At 68.2% G+C, this 19,487-nt stretch carries 20 protein-coding genes; 15 read left to right on the top strand and 5 right to left on the bottom strand.

Features of this window, described 5'->3' with window-relative positions; genetic code table 11:
* Positions 1-59: 59 nt before the first annotated feature.
* The 4 genes from pgl (at position 60) to VXM69_RS23900 (ending at position 3,939) form a co-directional block, all read left to right on the top strand.
* Positions 60-740 (top strand): 6-phosphogluconolactonase, encoded by a 681-nt coding sequence (pgl, locus tag VXM69_RS23915; protein WP_034187341.1) that lies wholly within the window; start codon positions 60-62, stop codon positions 738-740.
* Positions 718-2,646 (top strand): bifunctional transcriptional regulator/glucokinase, encoded by a 1,929-nt coding sequence (locus VXM69_RS23910; protein WP_034187340.1) that lies wholly within the window; start codon positions 718-720, stop codon positions 2,644-2,646. Before pgl ends, VXM69_RS23910 begins: the two co-directional genes overlap by 23 nt.
* A 331-nt stretch (positions 2,647-2,977) precedes the next feature.
* Positions 2,978-3,481, top strand: coding sequence for a type VI secretion system amidase effector protein Tae4 (locus VXM69_RS23905; protein ID WP_049034493.1), 504 nt, complete (start codon positions 2,978-2,980; stop codon positions 3,479-3,481).
* Complete coding sequence (locus VXM69_RS23900) at positions 3,478-3,939, top strand: type VI secretion system amidase immunity protein Tai4 (protein WP_124669211.1); 462 nt, start codon at positions 3,478-3,480, stop codon at positions 3,937-3,939. Before VXM69_RS23905 ends, VXM69_RS23900 begins: the two co-directional genes overlap by 4 nt.
* A 29-nt stretch (positions 3,940-3,968) precedes the next feature.
* Here the strand turns inward: VXM69_RS23900 and VXM69_RS23895 are convergent, their stop codons facing one another.
* The gene (locus VXM69_RS23895) at positions 3,969-5,186 is read right to left on the bottom strand and encodes a Bcr/CflA family multidrug efflux MFS transporter (protein WP_367189327.1); all 1,218 of its coding nucleotides are present in this window, start codon (positions 5,184-5,186) and stop codon (positions 3,969-3,971) included.
* Positions 5,187-5,388: 202 nt separating this feature from the next.
* On the opposite strand from VXM69_RS23895, the gene VXM69_RS23890 reads away from it, so the two are divergent.
* The 4 genes from VXM69_RS23890 (at position 5,389) to VXM69_RS23875 (ending at position 9,091) form a co-directional block, all read left to right on the top strand.
* Positions 5,389-5,841, top strand: coding sequence for a hypothetical protein (locus VXM69_RS23890; RefSeq protein ID WP_049034495.1), 453 nt, complete (start codon positions 5,389-5,391; stop codon positions 5,839-5,841).
* Positions 5,842-6,026: 185 nt separating this feature from the next.
* Positions 6,027-7,310 carry a glutamate-1-semialdehyde 2,1-aminomutase gene (gene hemL / locus VXM69_RS23885; RefSeq protein ID WP_367189326.1) on the top strand — a complete coding sequence of 428 codons (1,284 nt, stop codon included), beginning with the start codon at positions 6,027-6,029 and terminating at the stop codon, positions 7,308-7,310.
* 15 nt (positions 7,311-7,325) lie between these two features.
* Complete coding sequence (gene ribD, locus VXM69_RS23880) at positions 7,326-8,447, top strand: bifunctional diaminohydroxyphosphoribosylaminopyrimidine deaminase/5-amino-6-(5-phosphoribosylamino)uracil reductase RibD (RefSeq protein WP_034187334.1); 1,122 nt, start codon at positions 7,326-7,328, stop codon at positions 8,445-8,447.
* 14 nt (positions 8,448-8,461) lie between these two features.
* Positions 8,462-9,091, top strand: coding sequence for a riboflavin synthase (locus VXM69_RS23875; RefSeq protein ID WP_034187333.1), 630 nt, complete (start codon positions 8,462-8,464; stop codon positions 9,089-9,091).
* Positions 9,092-9,201: 110 nt separating this feature from the next.
* Here VXM69_RS23875 and VXM69_RS23870 read toward each other — a convergent pair whose 3' ends face one another.
* Together VXM69_RS23870 and VXM69_RS23865 are read right to left on the bottom strand one after the other, a co-directional pair.
* Complete coding sequence (locus VXM69_RS23870; protein ID WP_367189325.1) at positions 9,202-9,885, bottom strand: GntR family transcriptional regulator; 684 nt, start codon at positions 9,883-9,885, stop codon at positions 9,202-9,204.
* On the bottom strand, positions 9,882-10,484 hold the full coding sequence (locus VXM69_RS23865) for an O-methyltransferase (RefSeq protein WP_049028247.1): 603 nt from the start codon (positions 10,482-10,484) through the stop codon (positions 9,882-9,884). The genes VXM69_RS23870 and VXM69_RS23865 overlap by 4 nt, the downstream gene beginning before the upstream one ends.
* Positions 10,485-10,756: 272 nt before the next feature.
* On the opposite strand from VXM69_RS23865, the gene VXM69_RS23860 reads away from it, so the two are divergent.
* The 5 genes from VXM69_RS23860 to VXM69_RS23840 all read left to right on the top strand — a co-directional run bounded on the left by VXM69_RS23860 (position 10,757) and on the right by VXM69_RS23840 (position 14,880).
* Entirely contained in the window at positions 10,757-11,275 is a 519-nt protein-coding gene (locus VXM69_RS23860; RefSeq protein ID WP_034187331.1) for a DUF1993 family protein, read from the top strand.
* Between the two features lie 192 nt (positions 11,276-11,467).
* Positions 11,468-12,610, top strand: a complete 1,143-nt coding sequence (ribBA, locus tag VXM69_RS23855; RefSeq protein WP_034187330.1) for a bifunctional 3,4-dihydroxy-2-butanone-4-phosphate synthase/GTP cyclohydrolase II — start codon at positions 11,468-11,470, stop codon at positions 12,608-12,610.
* A 53-nt stretch (positions 12,611-12,663) separates the two neighbouring features.
* Positions 12,664-13,179 carry a 6,7-dimethyl-8-ribityllumazine synthase gene (ribH, locus tag VXM69_RS23850; protein WP_006476661.1) on the top strand — a complete coding sequence of 172 codons (516 nt, stop codon included), beginning with the start codon at positions 12,664-12,666 and terminating at the stop codon, positions 13,177-13,179.
* A complete protein-coding gene (gene nusB / locus VXM69_RS23845; protein WP_034187329.1) occupies positions 13,176-13,613 on the top strand; it encodes a transcription antitermination factor NusB in 438 nt (145 codons plus the stop codon). The genes ribH and nusB overlap by 4 nt, the downstream gene beginning before the upstream one ends.
* 70 nt (positions 13,614-13,683) lie before the next feature.
* Positions 13,684-14,880: a pyridoxal phosphate-dependent aminotransferase gene (locus VXM69_RS23840; RefSeq protein ID WP_367189324.1), complete on the top strand. Its 1,197-nt coding sequence runs from the start codon at positions 13,684-13,686 to the stop codon at positions 14,878-14,880.
* A 107-nt stretch (positions 14,881-14,987) separates the two neighbouring features.
* Here the strand turns inward: VXM69_RS23840 and VXM69_RS23835 are convergent, their stop codons facing one another.
* Positions 14,988-16,112, bottom strand: a complete 1,125-nt coding sequence (locus VXM69_RS23835) for a lytic transglycosylase domain-containing protein (protein ID WP_226251652.1) — start codon at positions 16,110-16,112, stop codon at positions 14,988-14,990.
* Between the two features lie 597 nt (positions 16,113-16,709).
* Here VXM69_RS23835 and VXM69_RS23830 point away from each other — a divergent pair.
* Both VXM69_RS23830 and VXM69_RS23825 read left to right on the top strand, forming a co-directional pair.
* On the top strand, positions 16,710-18,266 hold the full coding sequence (locus VXM69_RS23830) for a UbiD family decarboxylase (RefSeq protein WP_367189323.1): 1,557 nt from the start codon (positions 16,710-16,712) through the stop codon (positions 18,264-18,266).
* 58 nt (positions 18,267-18,324) lie between these two features.
* Positions 18,325-18,993 carry a LysE family transporter gene (locus tag VXM69_RS23825; protein ID WP_069706104.1) on the top strand — a complete coding sequence of 223 codons (669 nt, stop codon included), beginning with the start codon at positions 18,325-18,327 and terminating at the stop codon, positions 18,991-18,993.
* Between the two features lie 117 nt (positions 18,994-19,110).
* Here VXM69_RS23825 and VXM69_RS23820 read toward each other — a convergent pair whose 3' ends face one another.
* The gene (locus VXM69_RS23820) at positions 19,111-19,407 is read right to left on the bottom strand and encodes a hypothetical protein (protein ID WP_006488565.1); all 297 of its coding nucleotides are present in this window, start codon (positions 19,405-19,407) and stop codon (positions 19,111-19,113) included.
* Positions 19,408-19,487: the final 80 nt, after the last annotated feature.

The following is a 19,487-nucleotide window of genomic DNA, read 5'->3' as shown; positions in this document are numbered from 1 at the left end:
CCCGGCAACGTGCCCCACGATTCGTACGATTTGAACAGACAAAGCAGTCCGGAGGAGATGTGATCGAGATCCACGCTTTCGACACCCAGGAAGCGCAAAGCGAAGCGCTCGCGCGCGCCGTCGGCGATGCGCTGCGCGCGGCGCTCGCCGGCGCCGCGCGCCCGACGCTCGCGGTGTCCGGCGGCACGAGCCCGCGCCCGTTCCTGCATACGCTGTCGCACGCGGCGCTCGACTGGGCCGGCGTCGACGTCACGCTGGTCGACGACCGCTGGGTGCCGGAGGACGACGCGGCCAGCAACGCGCAGCTCGTGCGCGACACGCTGCTGCAGCACGCGGCCGCCCCTGCCCGCTTCCTGCCGCTCGTCGACACGCGCAGCGCGCTCGACGCGCACGTCGCCGCGCTGAACGCGAACGCCGACTACCGCGTACCGACCGTCGCCGTGCTCGGCATGGGCGAGGACGGCCACACCGCGTCGATCTTCGCCGACGCGCCCGAATGGGACCACGCGATCACGACGCCCGAGCGTTTCGTCGCCGTGCACCCCGGCGCCGCCCCGCATGCGCGCGTGAGCTATTCGCTCGATGCGCTCAAGCGCGTCGAGCGCCTGTTCCTGCTGATCGCGGGCGAGCGCAAGCGCGCCGTGCTCGACGCCGCCGCCGCGTCGCTGCAGAAGAACGCGATTTCCCAACTGGCCAACGACAAGGGGACCCAGCTCGATGTCTACTGGTGCGCAAAGTAAGGTGGTCGTCGCGGGTCAGCATGCCGACGGTCCGCGCCTGCTCGCGGACGTCGGCGGCACCAACGCGCGCTTCGCGCTGGAAACCGGCCCGGGCGAAATCACGCAGATCCGCGTCTATCCCGGCGCCGATTACCCGACGATCACCGACGCGATCCGCAAGTATCTGAAGGACGTGAAGATCAGCCGCGTGAACCACGCGGCGATCGCGATCGCGAACCCGGTCGACGGCGACCAGGTCACGATGACCAATCACGACTGGAGCTTCTCGATCGAGGCGACGCGCCGCGCGCTCGGCTTCGACACGCTGCTCGTCGTCAACGACTTCACCGCGCTCGCGATGGCGCTGCCGGGCCTGACCGATGCGCAGCGCGTGCAGGTCGGCGGCGGCGCGCGCCGCCAGAACAGCGTGATCGGGCTGCTCGGGCCCGGTACCGGGCTCGGCGTGTCGGGCCTGATTCCGGCCGACGACCGCTGGATCGCGCTCGGCAGCGAGGGCGGCCACGCGTCGTTCGCGCCGCAGGACGAGCGCGAGGACCTGGTGCTGCAGTACGCGCGCAAGAAGTTTCCGCACGTGTCGTTCGAACGCGTGTGCGCCGGCCCCGGCATGGAGATCATCTATCGCGCGCTCGCCGCGCGCGACAAGAAGCGCGTCGCCGCGAGCGTCGACACGGTCGAGATCGTCGAGCGCGCGCATGCGGGCGACGCCCTCGCGCTCGAGACGGTCGAATGCTTCTGCGGGATTCTCGGCGCGTTCGCGGGCAGCGTCGCGCTGACGCTCGGCGCGCTCGGCGGCGTGTACATCGGCGGCGGCGTCGCGCTGAAGCTCGGCGAGCTGTTCACACGCTCGTCGTTCCGCGCGCGCTTCGAGGCGAAGGGCCGCTTCACGCACTATCTGCAGAACATCCCGACCTACCTGATCACCGCCGAATACCCGGCGTTCCTCGGCGTGTCGGCGATTCTCGCCGAGCAGCTGTCGAACCGCTCGGGCGGCGCGTCGTCGGCCGTGTTCGAGCGGATCCGCCAGATGCGCGACGCGCTGACGCCGGCCGAGCGCCGCGTGGCCGATCTCGCGCTGAACCATCCGCGCTCGATCATCAACGATCCGATCGTCGACATCGCGCGCAAGGCCGACGTGAGCCAGCCGACCGTGATCCGCTTCTGCCGCTCGCTCGGCTGCCAGGGGCTGTCGGACTTCAAGCTGAAGCTCGCGACCGGCCTCACCGGCACGATCCCGATGAGCCACAGCCAGGTGCATCTCGGCGATACGGCCACCGACTTCGGCGCGAAGGTGCTCGACAACACGGTGTCCGCGATCCTGCAGTTGCGCGAGCACCTGAATTTCGAGCACGTCGAGAACGCGATCGAGATCCTGAACGGCGCGCGGCGCATCGAGTTCTACGGGCTCGGCAACTCGAACATCGTCGCGCAGGACGCGCACTACAAGTTCTTCCGCTTCGGCATTCCGACGATTGCGTACGGCGACCTGTACATGCAGGCTGCGTCGGCCGCGCTGCTCGGCAAGGGCGACGTGATCGTCGCGGTGTCGAAGTCCGGCCGCGCGCCCGAGCTGCTGCGCGTGCTCGACGTCGCGATGCAGGCCGGCGCGAAGGTGATCGCGATCACGTCGAGCAACACGCCGCTCGCGAAGCGCGCGACCGTCGCGCTCGAAACCGACCACATCGAGATGCGCGAGTCGCAGCTGTCGATGATCTCGCGGATCCTGCATCTGCTGATGATCGACATTCTCGCGGTCGGCGTCGCGATCCGTCGCGCGTCGACGAACGGCGAGCTGCCCGACGCCGTCGCGCAGGCGAAGGCGCGCGCGAGCGACGACGAAACGGCCGACGTGCTCGACTGGCTGAGCCACGGCGCGTCGCCGGCGGCGAAGGACGTCGCGCGGGACTGACGCTTCGGCGAAAACGCCGTCGATCCACGACACCCCGAACGCTGGTTTCAGGCCCGGCGTTCGGGGTGTTTTGCATGAGCGGCACCGCCCCGAACGACAGCGGCCCGGCCATCGTCGATAAACCTTCTCCCGATGGCGGTGCGTGACGTCATACGTTCGGACACACGCCCATTTTCGAACGAGTCCAATTGTCAGCAGTTGTCCAGGCTCGGTAACTTCCTTCACTCCGCGTGATGCCGCCATCCCTGTCCGATGCCAGAAATGGTGCGTCTCTCAACGAATCCGGCTTGGCATCGACAGCATCACGTTCATCCAGTTTGCGGAGAGGGAGATGCCTAGACCACGCTTTTCAGCTGCATGGGCAGCTGCAATGCGCATTTATGCGCCGATAAATTCCGCGGAGAAAGTTGCCTTGACCATCGGTGGCAACGTGGCCGTCAATATCAACAGCAGAGACCCAAAGCTACGTTGGGATAACACGTGCGCCGTGCGACTGAGCTATATTCTCGGCCAAGCCGGCATGCCGATACCTTATATTCCAGGGCAAACCGTGTCTGGTGCGGACAAGCGCTGGTATTTCTATCGCGTCAAGCATCTCATCCGCTTTCTCGAGCAGCGATGGGGCAAAGCAGACGTGATCCAATTCCCGCCTTCCCGGAAAGACAACGCCCTGACGGACAAGCAGGGGATCATTCTCTTCGAGGTTTCAGGCTGGTCGAATGCCGCGGGACATGCGACCCTTTTCAATGGACTCACCTGTTACGACCAGTGCTATTTCAACGAGCCGGGAGCCAACTACCACACCGATCGTGCACACTTCTGGAGTCTGCCATGAGACAAAATCCGCTGCTCCGGTGTGTGATGTTCGGGGTACTGACGTTAGCGGCGCAATCGGGTCATGCAACCGATGCAACGTCGTCGCCGCAAGCCGGCACCCGAACCTACGCACAGAACTACAAGGACATGGTGCTCGCCGAATGCATCGCGACCGCTTATCGGAATGAACCGTCCGCTGCGATGGACGCGGGAAGCAGCGCCAGTGCATTAATGGACTGGACCGACTTCGATCTCCAACGGAACCCCGACGCGGGCAAATCGCTGGTCAATCGTTTTCTTGCTCGCGACTATCACAACCCGATCGTCGAATCCGAAATCAAAGGCGTCAGGTTCGATTTTCTGAAATGCCTGGATCTGTACCACAGTCAGGAGCTCGATGCTCAGGTCAAACGATTCGTGACCAACCCGAAGCGCAGCTATCGACTCGACAATCGCTCGTCGGACCGCTCCAAGTGATGCCGAGGCGGGAAATTTGAACCCGCAGCTCACGCCCCGGCCGGCACGGCCCGACCGTGCCAACGCAGCACCAGATAACGCCCGACGAAGCACAGCACGCCCGACACGCCGATCGTCACGCCCATCGCGAACGGCGTGCCGTCCGCGAGTGCGCCGATCGCGACGCTCGCGAGCGCGCCGAGCGCGAGCTGCATCGCGCCGAACACCGCCGCCGACGCGCCCGCGTTGTGCGGATAGCGGTGCATCAGGTCGGTCGTGCAGTTCGCGGACAGGATCCCGACCACGCCGACCACGAAGAACAGGCACACGACGATCGACCACAGCCCGCCCCACCCGGTCAGCGCGACGAGCGCGACCGCGAGCGACGCGACGGCGCTCACGAGCGACGCGGCCGCGATGATGCGCAGCGAGCCGATGCGGCCGACGAGGCGCGTGTTCGCGAAGTTGCCGATCATGATCCCGACGACGTTCAGGCCGAACAGCAGCCCGTAGTGTTGCGGCGATACGTGGAAATACTCGATGTACACGAACGGCGTCGCGGTGATGTACGAGAACATCGCCGCGAACGCCATCCCGCCGCACAGCATGTGCCCCCACGCGACCGGGTCGGACAGGATGCGCCCGTACGACGCGAACGACGCGAGCACGGCCGTGCTCTTGCGCCGCTCCTTCGGCCAGGTTTCCGGCACGCGCAGGTAGGCGGTCGCCGCGCATACCGCGCCGAACACGGCCAGCACCACGAACACGCCGCGCCAGCCGGAAAAACGCAGGATCTGGCCGCCGATCAGCGGCGCGAGCAGCGGCCCGACCGCGGTGACGATCGCGACCATCGACAGCACCTTCGCCGCATCGCTCGGCTCGTGCGCATCGCGGGCGATCGCCCGCGCGAGCACCGACGCGGCGCCGGCACCGAGCGCCTGCAGGAAGCGCACGACGATCAGCATGTCGATCGAGCCCGACACGAAACAGCCGATGCTCGCGAGCGTGAACAGCGCGATGCCGCCGAGCAGCACGGGACGGCGCCCCCACGTATCGGACAGCGGACCGTACAGCAGCATGCCGACCGAGAAGCCGGCCATGAAGCTCGTCAGCGTGCGCTGCGCGGCGCCGGCGCTGACGGAAAAGCCGTTGGCGATCGACGGCAGGCTCGGCAGGTACATGTCGGTGGCGATCGGACCGCAAGCGGCGAGCGCACCGAGCAACAGGATCAGCCGGGCATCGGGCCGGCGCCGGACGACGTGAGACATGGGTATCCGGAATGGAGCCCGCGCGCATCGCGGCGCGCGTGGCGGTGAAGACGGGAGGCCGCGCCACGGATGGCGCGTTCAGGCCCATGATTGTACGCGCAACTTTTTTGCGCGCCTCCGGCCGCGTACGATGGCGGGCGCGCAAGCGGATTCGATTAAGCTTGCCGCTCTCGTCCGATCATTTGAATGCCCGACCGAACCGATGACCGCTTTCCTGCTGATCTGGAGCCCCAAGAAATGGCCGTGGCCCGAGCTGCCCGACGTCGCCGCGCGCGTGAAGGCCGGCGAGGCCGTGCATGATGTGTGGGGCTGCGGCTTCGCACGCGGCATCCTGCCGGGCGACCGCGTGTTCCTGCACCGCGTCGCGAAGGAGCCGAAGGGCGTGTTCGGCTCCGGCTACGTGACGCGCGCGCCGTACGAGGTGCCCGATTCGTCGACGAAGCGCGGCTACCGGCTGTGCATCGACTTCGTCTACGACTGGCTGGTCGATGCACACCAGGACGTCGTGATCGCGCGCGACGCGCTGCGCGTCCACCCGTATTCGGTGCAGACCTGGGACGCGCAGTCGTCCGGCACGTCGATCAAGCCGATGGTCGAAGGTCCGCTCGAGAAACGCTGGGCCGAACTGACCGGCAAGCGCAAGCCGCCGCGCTAGCCGGGGCGGGTGCCGGACCGAATCGGGCCCCCGTTTCCGGCCCAGGCCGGCCCCCGCGCGCCGAAAGGCCGCACAAGCGCCGGCGGGCCTGCCGCGCGCGTCTCCGGTACAATCAGACGATCGTTCCGCCCAGGCGCCGCGGCCCGTGCACAGGCCCCCGCGCCCTTCTCTCGCAGGTTTCGCTCATGTCCAACAATCAGATCCTCTTCGAACGCGCCCAGAAGACCATTCCCGGCGGCGTCAACTCGCCGGTGCGCGCCTTCCGTTCGGTCGGCGGCACGCCGCGCTTCGTCGCGCGCGCGCAAGGCCCGTATTTCTGGGATGCCGACGGCAAGCAGTACATCGACTACATCGGCTCGTGGGGCCCGATGATCGTCGGCCACGTCCATCCGGAAGTGCTGTCGGCCGTGCAGAACGTGCTCGCCGACGGCTTCTCGTTCGGCGCGCCGACCGAAGCCGAGATCGAGATCGCCGAGGAAATCTGCAAGCTCGTGCCGTCGATCGAGCAGGTGCGGATGGTGTCGAGCGGCACCGAGGCCACGATGAGCGCGCTGCGTCTCGCACGCGGCTTCACGGGCCGCAGCCGCATCGTCAAGTTCGAGGGCTGCTACCACGGCCACGCGGACAGCCTGCTGGTCAAGGCCGGCTCGGGCCTGCTGACGTTCGGCAACCCGACGTCGGCCGGCGTGCCCGCCGACATCGCGAAGCACACGACCGTCCTCGAATACAACAACGTCGCCGCGCTCGAGGAAGCCTTCGGCGCGTTCGGCGACGAGATCGCCGCGGTGATCGTCGAGCCCGTCGCGGGCAACATGAACCTGGTGCGCGGCACGCCCGAATTCCTGACCGCGCTGCGCGCGCTGTGCACGAAGCACGGCGCCGTGCTGATCTTCGACGAGGTGATGTGCGGTTTCCGCGTCGCGCTCGGCGGCGCGCAGGCGTACTACGGCATCACGGCCGACCTCACCTGCCTCGGCAAGGTGATCGGCGGCGGGATGCCGGCCGCCGCGTTCGGCGGCCGCCGCGACATCATGGCTCACCTCGCGCCGCTCGGCGGCGTCTACCAGGCCGGCACGCTGTCGGGCAACCCGATCGCGGTCGCCGCGGGCCTGAAGACGCTGCAGCTGATCCAGGCGCCGGGCTTCTACGACGCGCTCACCGCGCAGACGAAGCGGCTCGCCGACGACCTCGCGGCGGAAGCGCGCGCGGCCGGCGTGCCGTTCGCGGCCGACTCGATCGGCGCGATGTTCGGCCTCTACTTCGCGGAGCGCGTGCCGACGAGCTTCGCGGAAGTCACGAAGAGCGACACCGAGCGCTTCAACCGCTTCTTCCACCTGATGCTCGACGAGGGCGTGTACTTCGCGCCGTCGGCCTACGAGGCCGGCTTCGTGTCGAGCACGCACGACGACGCGGTGATCGACGCGACGCTCGCGGCCGCGCGCCGTGCGTTCGCGGCACTCGCTGCCTGACCCGGGGCCGCGCGCATGTTCTCGGATATCGATTTCGCCCACATGCAGCGCGCGCTCGCGCTCGCCGCGCGCGGCATGTACACGACGGCGCCGAACCCGCGCGTCGGCTGCGTGATCGTCAAGGACGGCGACGTGATCGGCGAAGGCTTCACGCAGCCGGCCGGCCAGGATCACGCGGAAGTGCAGGCGCTGAAGGATGCACGCGCACGCGGATACGACGTCGCGGGTTCGACCGTCTACGTGACGCTCGAACCGTGCAGCCATTTCGGCCGCACGCCGCCGTGCGCGAACGCGCTGATCGAGGCGCGCGTCGCGAAGGTCGTCGCCGCGATGGAAGACCCGAACCCGCAGGTGTCGGGGCGCGGCCTCGGCATGCTGCGCGACGCGGGCATCGACGTGCGCTGCGGATTGCTCGCGCATGAAGCCGGCGAGCTGAACATCGGTTTCGTGTCGCGGATGACGCGCGGCCGCCCGTGGGTGCGGATGAAGGCCGCCGCGTCGCTCGACGGCCGCACCGCGCTGCCGTCCGGCGAAAGCCAGTGGATCACCGGCGAGGCCGCGCGCCTCGACGGGCACGCCTGGCGTGCGCGCGCCTGCGCGATCCTGACCGGCATCGGCACCGTGCGCGAGGACAATCCGCTGCTGACCGTGCGCGGCATCGACACGCCGCGCCAGCCGCAACGCATCCTCGTGGACAGCCGCCTCGACCTGCCGCTCGACGCGCGGCTGCTCGAGGGCGCCCCGCTGCTGATCTTCTGCGGACGGCTCGACGCCGGCGGCGAAATGCGCGCGAACGTGCTGAAGTCGCGCGGCGCCGAAATCGTGCCGCTCGCGAACGCGCACGGCAAGGTCGACCTGCCGGCGATGCTGGCGGCGCTCGGCGCGCGCGGCGTCAACGAATTGCATGTCGAGGCCGGCCACAAGCTGAACGGCTCGCTGCTGCGCGAACAGTGCGTCGACGAATTGCTCGTCTATCTCGCACCGAGCCTGCTGGGCGCCGACGCGGCCGGCATGTTCGACCTCGCCGCGCCGGCGCATCTCGATGCGCGCACGCGACTGTCGTTCCACGGCGTCGAGCGGATCGGCGACGACCTGCGGATCCTCGCGCGTGTCGCGCCGCCCGACACGCGTCACTGAACGAAACCGTCACGATGTTCACCGGAATTGTCGCGGCCGTCGGCCGCATCGAATCGATCCGTCCGCTCGGCACGTCCGCCGACGCCGGCGTGCGCCTGACCGTGCAGGCCGGCGGGCTCGATCTCGCCGATGTCGCGCTCGGCGACAGCATCGCGATCCAGGGTGCCTGCATGACGGTGATCGAGAAGACCGACACCGCGTTCGACGTCGACGTGTCGCGCGAAAGCCTGAACCGCACGGTCGGACTCGCCCAGCCCGGCGAAGTGAACCTCGAGAAGGCGCTGCGTGCGCACGACCGCCTCGGCGGGCACATCGTGTCGGGCCACGTCGACGGCCTCGGCACCGTGTCGCGCTTCGCGCCGGTCGGCGAATCGCACGAACTGCGCATCGTCGCGCCGCGCGAGCTCGGCCGCTATCTCGCGTACAAGGGGTCGATCACGGTCAACGGCGTGAGCCTGACCGTCAACACGATCGACGATCGCGCGGACGGCTGCGAGTTCTCGATCAACCTGATTCCGCATACGGTCGAGGTCACGACGCTGCGCCATGTGAAGGCCGGCGACAAGGTGAACCTCGAAGTCGACATGATCGCGCGGTATGTGGAGCGGATGCTCTCGTCGTCACAGGGCGCGCATCAGGACTGATCGCAGCGGCCACCGTCGAAGCGGCGGCTGACGGCCCGACATCCGGATATCGGCGGTCGCCGTTTTTCGACATCCTGCCCGGCCCCCATCCGCCGGCATTCCGCCGGCGCTCAGGTATCCGCGCCGCCTCCGCCCGCCCGCACCAGAATCGTGTCGAGCAGTTGCCGGACATGCACCCGTGCCGCGCGCTCGGCGCCATCCGCATCGCGCTTCGCGATCATGTCGAACACCTGCCGGTGTTCGGCGACGTTCCCGCCCAGCCGCTCCCAGTCGTCCATCGGGCTCGCACCGCCCGCACACATCGTCTGCACCTGCGCGTACAGCGCCCTGAGCGACGTCTCGATCGTCGTATTGCGCGCGGCGGCGAGCAGCCCGTGGTGGAAATCGAGGTTGGCGACGCGGTATGCGCCGCCGTCGCGGCGGTCGACCGCGCGGGCCTGCCGCACCAGCGCTTCGTCCAGCGCTGCGCGCTCGTCGGGTGTCATGCGCTGCGCCGCCAGGCGCGCGGCCATGCCTTCGAGCGCTTCTCGCGCCTCGAAGATGGCCACGACCCGCGCGCGGTCGAACGCGATCACGAACACACCCTGGCGCGGCACGACCTGCAGCAGCCCCTCGGCCTCCAGACGCGAGACCGCCGCCCACACGGGCGAGCGGCTGATGCCGAGATCGCGCGACAGCGCTTCGATGCTGATCTTTTCGCCCGCCGCGAAGCGCGCTTCGTCGACCAGCATCTCCCGGATCGCCCCGTAGGCGTCGCGCCCCAGGGTCGTGCGCTCGAGTGCGGCGCGCGTCATGCCGGCCGCCGGCGACGTGCGATGTGGAGCCCCTTGCCGACCGGCACGATCGTCGTGTCGAACTCGCGCGTCGCGTCGACCGCGGCGAGATAAGCGGCGATTTCATCCGGATGGGACAGTGCGTTGTCGGCGACGAGCAGCGCATCGGCCGTCAGCTTCGGCAACAGGTGCGCCAGTTGACGCGGCGCGCTCACGCGGTCGGCATCGAAGAATACGCAATCGAACGGGCCCGTCACGGCCGCGCAGACCTGCGTCGCCTCGCCTTCGATCACCTGCGCCCAGTCCTGCAGCGACGCCGCGCGCAGGTTGGCCCTCGCCTGCCCGGCCTTCTCCGGCGAACACTCGACGGTGACGAGCGGCTGCCCGTCCGTTTCGCGCAGCGCATGCGCGAGCCAGATCGCGCTGTAGCCGTTGGACGTTCCGATTTCGAGCATGCGCCGGCGCCGCGCGCCGGTGACGAGCAGGTACAGCAGCTCGGCCGTAGGCAGTTCGAGGTTGAGCATCTTGCGGCTGCGGTCGGCCATCCGCGCGTCGTTTTCCTGGCCGAAGGACGCCAGCCGGGCAAGGACGGCCGACGCGGCACTGTCGAGTTCGATCATGCAGGTCTCCATTGCTTCATATTTCGTGTTTCGTGTTTCATGATACGACAATTTCCGGATCGCGGCGCGATACCCGTGAGGGCCGCGATTCCGGCGTGCCTGAAACCGCGCCAGCGGGACCGGCGGCCATTCGGTTTGAGGACTCCCGGCCGAATGGCCAACGACGCGCACGGGCCGTGCCGTCGCGCTAAGATGCGTCGACAGCGGTTTCAACGCCGCCACGCACGACGCGCCGCACACCGGCCGCCCCTCTTCCCACAGGAGTCGTTCCCATGTCCATCTCGATGTACCAGGCCTCGCTGCCCGTCCTGATCCGCGGCCTGACCAACCTGCAGCACATCCTCGGCAAGGCGCAGGCGCACGCGGCCGAGAAGCAGATCGATCCGTCGGTGTTCACCGGCGCACGCCTCTACCCGGACATGCTGCCGCTCGTCCGCCAGGTCTATATCGCGACCGATACGGCGAAGGGCTGCGCCGCACGGCTCGCCGGCACCGAGATCCCGAGCTTTCCCGACGTCGAGCAGACCTTCGACGAACTGCACGCGCGCATCCAGAAGACGATCGACTACCTGAAAGGCTTCGACGCCGCGCAGATCGACGGCAGCGAGACGCGCCAGATCGTGCTGAAGATGCGCGTCGGCCCGATCGAGTTCACCGGCCAGTCGTACCTGCTGAGCTTCGTGCTGCCCAATTTCTTCTTCCACGTGACGACCGCCTACGACATCCTGCGCCACAGCGGCGTCGAGCTCGGCAAGCTCGACTACCTCGGCGGACGCGACCAGCACGCGTGACGCGCGGCCGGGATCCGCCCGGCCCGCCACCGTCCGCACCCGCGCGCCGGTCACGCGCGGCGGCCCGCCGGGCCCGCCGCGCAGGCCGCCCGCGACACGTTCCGGGGCCCTTGCCCGACGCGCGCGGCCCATGCCAGCCGAAACGCCGTCCGGCTGGCGTAAAATACGCACTTTCCTCTTTCTCGCCCCCTTATGACGCTCGCCTCCACGCTCGACATCATCGCCGAGCTGAAAGCCGGCCGGATGGTGATCCTGGTCGACGAAGAAGACCGCGAAAACGAGGGCGACCTCGTGATCGCCGCCGAATTCGTCACGCCGGAAGCGATCAACTTCATGGCCAGGTACGGCCGCGGCCTGGTTTGTCTGACGTTGACGCAGGAACGCTGCAAGCAGCTGCACCTGCCGCTGATGACCTACCGCAACGGCACGCAGTACGGCACCGCGTTCACGGTCAGCATCGAAGCGGCCGAAGGCGTGACGACCGGCATCTCGGCCGCCGACCGTGCGCACACGATCGCCACGGCGGTCGCGCACGATGTGCGCCCCGAGCACATCGTGCAGCCGGGCCACGTGTTCCCGATCATGGCGCAACCGGGCGGCGTGCTCGTGCGTGCGGGCCACACCGAGGCCGGCTGCGACTTCACCGCGCTCGCGGGCCTCACGCCGGCCGCGGTGATCTGCGAGATCATCAAGGACGACGGCACGATGGCGCGCCTGCCGGACCTGATCGAGTTCGCGAAGGAACACAACCTGAAGATCGGCACGATCGCCGACCTGATCCAGTACCGCAGCCGCACGGAATCGATCATCGAACGGATCGCCGAGCGCACGATGCAGACCGCGCACGGCACGTTCCGCACGGTGCTGTACCGCGACCAGCCGAGCGGCTCGCCGCACATCGCGCTGGTACGCGGCACGCCGTCGCCCGACGTCGATACGCCGGTGCGCGTGCACGAGCCGCTGTCGGTGCTCGACCTGCTCGAGACGGGCGTGTCGACGCACTCGTGGACGCTCGACGCCGCCATGCGCGACATCGCGGAACGCGACCTCGGCGTGATCGTGCTGCTCAACTGCGGCGACACCAAGGAACACCTGATCGACGTCTTCAAGGCGTTCGACGAGGAAGAAAAGGCGGCCGCGCTCAAGCGCCGGCCGGTCGATTTCAAGACGTTCGGCATCGGCGCGCAGATCCTGCGCGATGTCGGCGTCGGCAAGATGCAGGTGCTGTCGAATCCGCGCAAGCTGGGCAGCATGTCCGGCTACGGCCTCGAAGTCACGGGCTTCATTCCGATGCCCGGCGGCGAAGCCAAGTCCTGCCCGGCGTCCAACGCGTAACCCGCCACGGCGCTTTCGCCCTATAACCGTTCATCCACACCACGGACAAGATCATGGAAATCGGACAATACCAACCGAATCTCGAAGGCGACGGCCTGCGTATCGGCATCGTGCAATCGCGCTTCAACGAGCCGGTGTGCAACGGCCTCGCCGACGCATGCGTCGAGGAACTGGAACGCCTCGGCGTCACCGGTGAAGACGTGCTGCTCGTGTCGGTGCCCGGCGCGCTGGAAATCCCGCTCGCGCTGCAGAAGCTCGCCGAAAGCGGCCAGTTCGACGCGCTGATCGCGCTCGGCGCGGTGATCCGCGGCGAGACCTACCACTTCGAACTCGTGTCGAACGAGAGCGGCGCGGGCATCACCCGCATCGGCCTCGACTTCAACCTGCCGATCGCGAACGCGGTCCTGACGACCGAAAACGACGAGCAGGCCGTCGCGCGCATGACCGAAAAGGGTCGTGACGCCGCACGCGTCGCCGTCGAGATGGCCAACCTGACGATGGCCCTCGACCAGCTCGGCGACGACGAGGACGAAGAGGAAGACGAAGACGACGAAGAGGAGCGCGCATGAAGAAGAGCGCCCGCCGACAATCGCGCGAGCTGGCGACGCAAGGCCTCTACCAGTGGCTGCTGTCGAACGCGTCCTCCGGCGAGATCGACGCGCAACTGCGCGGCGCGCTCGGTTACGACAAGGCTGACAAGGAGCTGCTCGACGCGATCCTGCACGGCGTGATCCGCGAGCACGCCACGCTCGTCGACGCGCTGACGCCGTCGCTGGACCGTCCGATCGACCAGCTTTCGCCGGTCGAACGCGCGGTGCTGCTGATCGCGACGTTCGAGCTCACGCACCACGTCGAAACACCGTACCGCGTGATCATCAACGAAGCGGTCGAACTCGCGAAGACGTTCGGCGGCTCCGACGGCTACAAGTACGTGAACGGCGTGCTCGACAAGCTCGCCGCGAAGCTGCGCCCTGCAGAAACGCAGGCACGCCGCAACGGCTGACACCGTCGGTCTGTTCACGGGCGCGCAAGCGCCCGTTTTTCATTCTTTCTCCCCTCCGCCCTGCCCGCCGATGAATACCACCGCCGATTCGCTCGTCACGCTCGCCGCACGCGTCGACGCGATCCAGCCCTTCCATGTGATGGAACTGATGAAGGAGGCACAGCGGCTCGAGTCCCTTGGGCGCGATGTTATCCACATGGGCATCGGCGAGCCCGATTTCACCGCGCCGGAGCCCGTCGTCGAAGCGGCCGCGGCCGCGCTGCGCCGCGGGGTCACGCAGTACACGAGCGCGCTCGGCATTGCGCCGCTGCGCGAGGCGATCGCCGCCCACTATGCGCGCGCATACGGCCTCGCGATCAGCCCGGAGCGGATCGTCGTGACGGCCGGCGCATCGGCCGCGCTGCTGCTCGCGTGCCTCGCACTCGTGGGCCGTGACGACGAAGTGCTGATGCCCGACCCGTCGTATCCCTGCAACCGGCATTTCGTCGCGGCGGCCGAAGGCCGCGCGGTGCTCGTGCCGAGCGGCCCGGACGCGCGCTTCCAGCTCACCGAGAACGATGTCCGCACGCGCTGGGGCGACCGCACCCGCGGTGTGCTGCTCGCGTCGCCGTCGAACCCGACCGGCACGTCACTCGAACCGGACGAACTGAAGCGGATCGTCGAGGCCGTGCGCGCCCGCGGCGGTTTCACGATCGTCGACGAGATCTACCAGGGGCTCAGCTACGACGCGGCGCCCGTGTCGGCACTGTCGTTCGGCGACGACGTGATCACCGTGAACAGCTTCTCGAAGTATTTCAGCATGACGGGCTGGCGGCTCGGCTGGCTCGTCGTGCCGCCCGCACTGATCGGCACCTTCGAGAAGCTGTCGCAGAACCTGTTCATCTGCCCGTCCGCGCTCGCGCAGCGTGCAGCGCTCGCGTGCTTCGAACCGGCCACGCTCGACCTTTATGAAGCGCGCCGCCTCGAATTCAAGCGCCGCCGCGATTTCATCGTGCCGGCGCTCGAACGGCTCGGCTTCACGGTCCCCGTGATGCCCGACGGTGCGTTCTACGTGTACGCGCATTGCGGCGGCGTCGCCCACCCGGCAGCCGGCGACAGCGCCGCACTCACGCAGGCGATGCTGCACGACGCCGGCGTCGTGCTGGTTCCCGGCATGGACTTCGGCGTCCATGCGCCGCGCGACTATATCCGCCTGTCGTATGCGACGGCCTACCCGCGGCTCGAAGAGGCGGTCGATCGGCTCGCGACGCTGTTCGGACAGCACTGACGCCGCGGCCCGCACACGGGCGTTTCACCCGCCGCAAAAAGAAAAGGCACCCGGATCGGGTGCCTTTTTCATGGCCTGCCGGCCGGAACCGCGCGAAACGCGTGACGTTACGCGCCGAGCTCCGAACGATCGCCGTGCGACTGCTTCGCGGTGTCGACGCTCGCGTCGTCCTGCGGCGACGCTTCCTTCGGCGCGGCCTTCACCGACGTCGCGCTGTCGAGCGTCGCGTGCACGCGCTTTGCGCCGCCTGCCGCCGCCGTCACGGCGGCCGTGACGATCGGCTTCGCCGGCTGGGCCGGTGCCTGCGGTGCATTGATCGGCACGCTGCGGCCGCGCGCGACGTCGCGCAGGCGGCCGCGCTCGGCCATCACCTTCGAACCGTAGCCGTTGTCGTCGGGGTTCGTCGAACCGTTGTACATGCGCAAGCCGTTCGCGAGCGAGCCGCCGCGTGCGATGCAGTCCTTCAGCACCAGCGCGCCGACCTGCAGGTTCGCGAGCGGCTGCAGCGCCGTATCGGTGCCGCCGAAATATTCGAACTTGTCGGAATGGACCTTCGACATGACCTGCATCAGGCCCTTCGCGCCGACGCCGCTTTCGGCATACGGGTTGAAGCCCGACTCGATCGCCATCACGGACAGCAGCAGCAGCGGATCGAGGCCGACGTCGCGGCCGGTCTGGAACGCCGCCTTGACGAGCTGGCCGAGCGGCTCCTGCGCGACGCGGTAACGGCGCGACAGGTAGGTCGCGACGAGCGCCTGTTCGCGGTTCGACGCCAGCGCACGATCGTCGCGCGCATCGGCGGCAACCCGCTGGGCGGGAATCAGCTTGGCCAGCGCGACCGGCGACGGGCCGTTGCGGGCCGGATCGGATGCATCGGCCTGGGCGCCCGGTGCGGCGGCTTCCGGTGCGACGTCGAGGCCGACCGCGAGCGCGTCCGCTTCAGGCGCATCTTCCTGCTGCGGCTGCGCGCCGGCAGGCGCGAAGTTCGGCAGCGGATGGCCGGACAGCAAACGGGCGGGCCCGGCCTGCACGGCCGCGGATACGACCGGCATCAGCTTCGCGGCGAGCGTGCCGCGGACGGTTGGCAGCAGCCACAGTGCAAGCGCAACCGCGACAGCGAAACAGCCGACAACGCTGAATAGATGGTGACTGACACGCGTCCCGCGACGCAGCATGTTGCGCACGATCTGCGCATGCTGCTCATTGGGACGCCACGATAACCAAGCGTTCATTCAGATCATCTCCCATGAACATGACTCGTGCGGCTCGCTCAGCTCGATGGCGAGACAGAAAACGCGCCGCGGAATCACGACGCCGCACGCCTTGGTTGGGACGTGCAGGCATCGGGGAAACGGTATAAGTACCGTTCGAGGCCACGGTGTAAGAGGGCCGGCACCTTCGCACAATGGGCGAGGCGGGCATACGCGGTGGCACCCACGCAAAAAACCAGCGTCTGGTAGCGCTGGCTGGGACTACGACTAAGGCCGTCGGATACGCCGTGCAGGATTCGGCGGACGGTGACGCGCTGCGTCAAAGATCGGTGATTGGCGGCTCGAAGCCTTTTACCCTGCAGCCAATGTGAGCGGATTCTAGCAGGGTTTTATAGATCGTCAACACTATAAAAACTCAAATCTATAACAAAAAGTAATTTGAGACGAGCCTTCAGATCGCAAATCCCGTGCCGTAGGGGGTTTGCGCGCGATCGACTTTTTTCTCTGCCGGGCGGCCGCGCGGCGGCGCGGGGTAAAATCGTCGGTCGATTCGGGGCCGCAGCCGGCCGCTGCGCCCGCCCATCGCCGCCCGTCATGCGGGCGGCCCGGACCTTCTTCATGAAATACAAAGACTTACGCGATTTCATCCAGCGCCTCGAGGCGCTCGGCGAACTGCGGCGCGTCACGCAACCCGTGTCGCCCGTGCTCGAAATGACCGAGCTGTGCGACCGCGTGCTGCGCGCCGGCGGCCCGGCGCTGCTGTTCAACGCACCGACCGGCCATGCGTTTCCCGTGCTCGGCAACCTGTTCGGCACGCCGCGCCGCGTCGCGCTCGGGATGGGCGTCGATGCGGGCGACGACGCCGCGCTCGATTCGCTGCGCGATCTCGGGCGCCTGCTCTCCGCGCTGAAGGAACCCGATCCGCCGAAGAGCCTGAAGGATGCCGGCAAGCTGCTGTCGCTCGCGAAGGCCGTGTGGGACATGGCGCCGAAGTCGGTATCGTCGCCGCCGTGCCAGGAGATCGTCTGGGAAGGCAACGACGTCGACCTGAACAAGCTGCCGATCCAGACCTGCTGGCCCGGCGATGCGGGGCCGCTCGTCACGTGGGGCCTGACGGTCACGCGCGGGCCGAACAAGTCGCGCCAGAATCTCGGCATCTACCGCCAGCAGCTGATCGGCCGCAACAAGCTGATCATGCGCTGGCTCGCCCATCGCGGCGGCGCACTCGACTTCCGCGAGTTCGCGCTGCGGAACCCCGGCAAGCCGTACCCGGTCGCGGTCGTGCTCGGCGCCGATCCGGCCACGACGCTCGGCGCGGTGACGCCGGTGCCCGATTCGCTGTCCGAGTACCAGTTCGCCGGCCTGCTGCGCGGCAGCCGCACGGAGCTCGCGAAGTGCCTGACGCCCGGCGTCGACACGCTGCAGGTGCCCGCGCGCGCGGAAATCGTGCTCGAAGGCTTCATCCATCCGCAGGAAGGCGCCCCTGCCCCCGCGCCTGCCGGCGCACCGCCGCGCCCGGCCGGCAACGCGTCGGCCGCGTACGAGCACGCGCTCGAAGGCCCGTACGGCGATCACACCGGCTATTACAACGAGCAGGAGTGGTTCCCGGTGTTCACCGTCGAGCGCATCACGATGCGCCGCGACGCGATCTACCACTCGACCTACACCGGCAAGCCGCCCGACGAGCCCGCCGTGCTCGGCGTCGCGCTCAACGAAGTGTTCGTGCCGCTGCTGCAGAAGCAGTTCTCCGAGATCACCGACTTCTACCTGCCGCCCGAAGGCTGCAGCTACCGGATTGCCATCGTCCAGATGAAGAAGAGCTACGCGGGCCACGCGAAGCGCGTGATGTTCGGCGTGTGGAGCTTCCTGCGGCAGTTCATGTATACGAAGTTCATCGTGGTCGTCGACGAGGACGTGAACATCCGCGACTGGAAGGAAGTGATCTGGGCGATCACGACGCGCGTCGACCCCGTGCGCGACACGGTGATGGTCGACAGCACGCCGATCGACTATCTCGACTTCGCATCGCCGGTGGCCGGTCTCGGCTCGAAGATGGGGCTCGACGCGACCAACAAGTGGCCCGGCGAGACGAATCGCGAATGGGGCCGCCCGATCGAGATGGACGCGGCCGTGAAGGCGCGCGTCGACCGGCTCTGGCAGGAGATCGGCCTCTGACGCCATGCGGCCGGCGCGCGCCGGCCCGTGCCTCGCCATCGCCACAAGAACGACGAAGATGAGTTTTCCACCCGCCTCCATGCTGTCCGACGGTTTCTTCCTGTCGCTGTCGCTCTGTCTCGACATCGGCCTCGTGAACGTCGCGATGCTGTCGCTGACGCTATCGCACGGCTTCCGGCCGGGTTTCTGGCTCGGCCTCGGCTCGTGCGTCGGCGATCTCGTCTATGCGGCGCTCGCGCTCGCGGGAATGGCCGTGCTGCTGCAGTTCGAGCCCGTGCGCTGGATCGTGTGGATCGGCGGCGGCGCGGTCCTGCTGTTTCTCACGTGGAAGATGGCGCGCGAAGCACTGGCGCCGGCCAGTGCGGCCGACGACGACGCGGACGACGCCCCGCAGCCGCGGGCGAGCGCGCGGCGCAGCTTCCTGCGCGGGATGCTGCTCGCGATGTCGTCGCCGAGCGCGATCCTGTGGTTCGCGGCGGTCGGCGGCGCACTGATCGCAAAGGCCGGCGCGACCACGCCGGCCACCGCGTCGGTGTTCCTGTCGGGCTTCTTCCTCGGCGGCCTCGCGTGGACGCTCTTCATGTGCACGCTCGCGAGCCAGGGCCGCAAGCGCGCGGGCGCCGGGCTGATGCGCGCGTGCCATATCGCGTCGGCGCTGCTGTTCGCGTATTTCTCGTACAGCGTGATCGTCGGCGGCTACCGCGACCTGATCGTGCACGCGGTGTAGGCGACGACGGCCCGCACGGGCCGCCCGTCAAGCGGCCGCCGCAAAGAAAAACGGCGCAGCGCCCCTCGCGGGACGCTGCGCCGTTTTGCCACGCGCGGTCAGGCCGCGCGGGACGAATCAGCGACGCCAGTAGCCGTGGTGGCCCCAGCCGCCGTAACCGTGACGCCAGTACGGGCGACCGTAGTAGCCGCCGACGACCACGGCGGGCGGCGGCGCATAGTAGGCCGGCGCAGGCGCGTAATAGACGGGCGGAGGCGGCGGCGCGTAGTACACGGGCGGCGGCGGTGCATAAACGGGGTACGCAGGCGCGACCGGGATACCGATGCCGACCCCGATCGACACGTGAGCCTGCGCGGCGCTTGCGGCACCCAGGCCCAGCGCGGCGGCGGCGATGAACGGAATGAGCTTTTTCACTTCGATTCTCCTGCTGGAGCGGTATTTTGTGCGCTCCTGTCGGCAACGGCGGACATGCACGTCGCATGGAAGCAATGTAG

Source organism: Burkholderia sp. Ed8 (genome assembly GCF_040761425.1).
Lineage (GTDB): Bacteria > Pseudomonadota > Gammaproteobacteria > Burkholderiales > Burkholderiaceae > Burkholderia > Burkholderia seminalis.
This window is presented reverse-complemented; position numbering and strand designations above follow the sequence as displayed.

What these genes read in the sequence shown, in the direction of transcription:
- VXM69_RS23910 (WP_034187340.1), top strand. Translation starts at nt 718, where the DNA reads ATGTCTACTGGTGCGCAAAGTAAGGTGGTCGTCGCGGGTCAGCATGCC.
- VXM69_RS23905 (WP_049034493.1), top strand. Translation starts at nt 2,978, where the DNA reads ATGCCTAGACCACGCTTTTCAGCTGCATGGGCAGCTGCAATGCGCATT.
- hemL (WP_367189326.1), top strand. Translation starts at nt 6,027, where the DNA reads ATGTCCAACAATCAGATCCTCTTCGAACGCGCCCAGAAGACCATTCCC.
- VXM69_RS23900 (WP_124669211.1), top strand. Translation starts at nt 3,478, where the DNA reads ATGAGACAAAATCCGCTGCTCCGGTGTGTGATGTTCGGGGTACTGACG.
- VXM69_RS23875 (WP_034187333.1), top strand. Translation starts at nt 8,462, where the DNA reads ATGTTCACCGGAATTGTCGCGGCCGTCGGCCGCATCGAATCGATCCGT.
- ribH (WP_006476661.1), top strand. Translation starts at nt 12,664, where the DNA reads ATGGAAATCGGACAATACCAACCGAATCTCGAAGGCGACGGCCTGCGT.
- VXM69_RS23895 (WP_367189327.1), bottom strand. Translation starts at nt 5,186, where the DNA reads ATGTCTCACGTCGTCCGGCGCCGGCCCGATGCCCGGCTGATCCTGTTG.
- VXM69_RS23840 (WP_367189324.1), top strand. Translation starts at nt 13,684, where the DNA reads ATGAATACCACCGCCGATTCGCTCGTCACGCTCGCCGCACGCGTCGAC.
- VXM69_RS23890 (WP_049034495.1), top strand. Translation starts at nt 5,389, where the DNA reads ATGACCGCTTTCCTGCTGATCTGGAGCCCCAAGAAATGGCCGTGGCCC.
- ribD (WP_034187334.1), top strand. Translation starts at nt 7,326, where the DNA reads ATGTTCTCGGATATCGATTTCGCCCACATGCAGCGCGCGCTCGCGCTC.
- VXM69_RS23870 (WP_367189325.1), bottom strand. Translation starts at nt 9,885, where the DNA reads ATGACGCGCGCCGCACTCGAGCGCACGACCCTGGGGCGCGACGCCTAC.
- ribBA (WP_034187330.1), top strand. Translation starts at nt 11,468, where the DNA reads ATGACGCTCGCCTCCACGCTCGACATCATCGCCGAGCTGAAAGCCGGC.
- VXM69_RS23830 (WP_367189323.1), top strand. Translation starts at nt 16,710, where the DNA reads ATGAAATACAAAGACTTACGCGATTTCATCCAGCGCCTCGAGGCGCTC.
- VXM69_RS23865 (WP_049028247.1), bottom strand. Translation starts at nt 10,484, where the DNA reads ATGATCGAACTCGACAGTGCCGCGTCGGCCGTCCTTGCCCGGCTGGCG.
- VXM69_RS23860 (WP_034187331.1), top strand. Translation starts at nt 10,757, where the DNA reads ATGTCCATCTCGATGTACCAGGCCTCGCTGCCCGTCCTGATCCGCGGC.
- VXM69_RS23835 (WP_226251652.1), bottom strand. Translation starts at nt 16,112, where the DNA reads ATGAACGCTTGGTTATCGTGGCGTCCCAATGAGCAGCATGCGCAGATC.
- VXM69_RS23825 (WP_069706104.1), top strand. Translation starts at nt 18,325, where the DNA reads ATGAGTTTTCCACCCGCCTCCATGCTGTCCGACGGTTTCTTCCTGTCG.
- nusB (WP_034187329.1), top strand. Translation starts at nt 13,176, where the DNA reads ATGAAGAAGAGCGCCCGCCGACAATCGCGCGAGCTGGCGACGCAAGGC.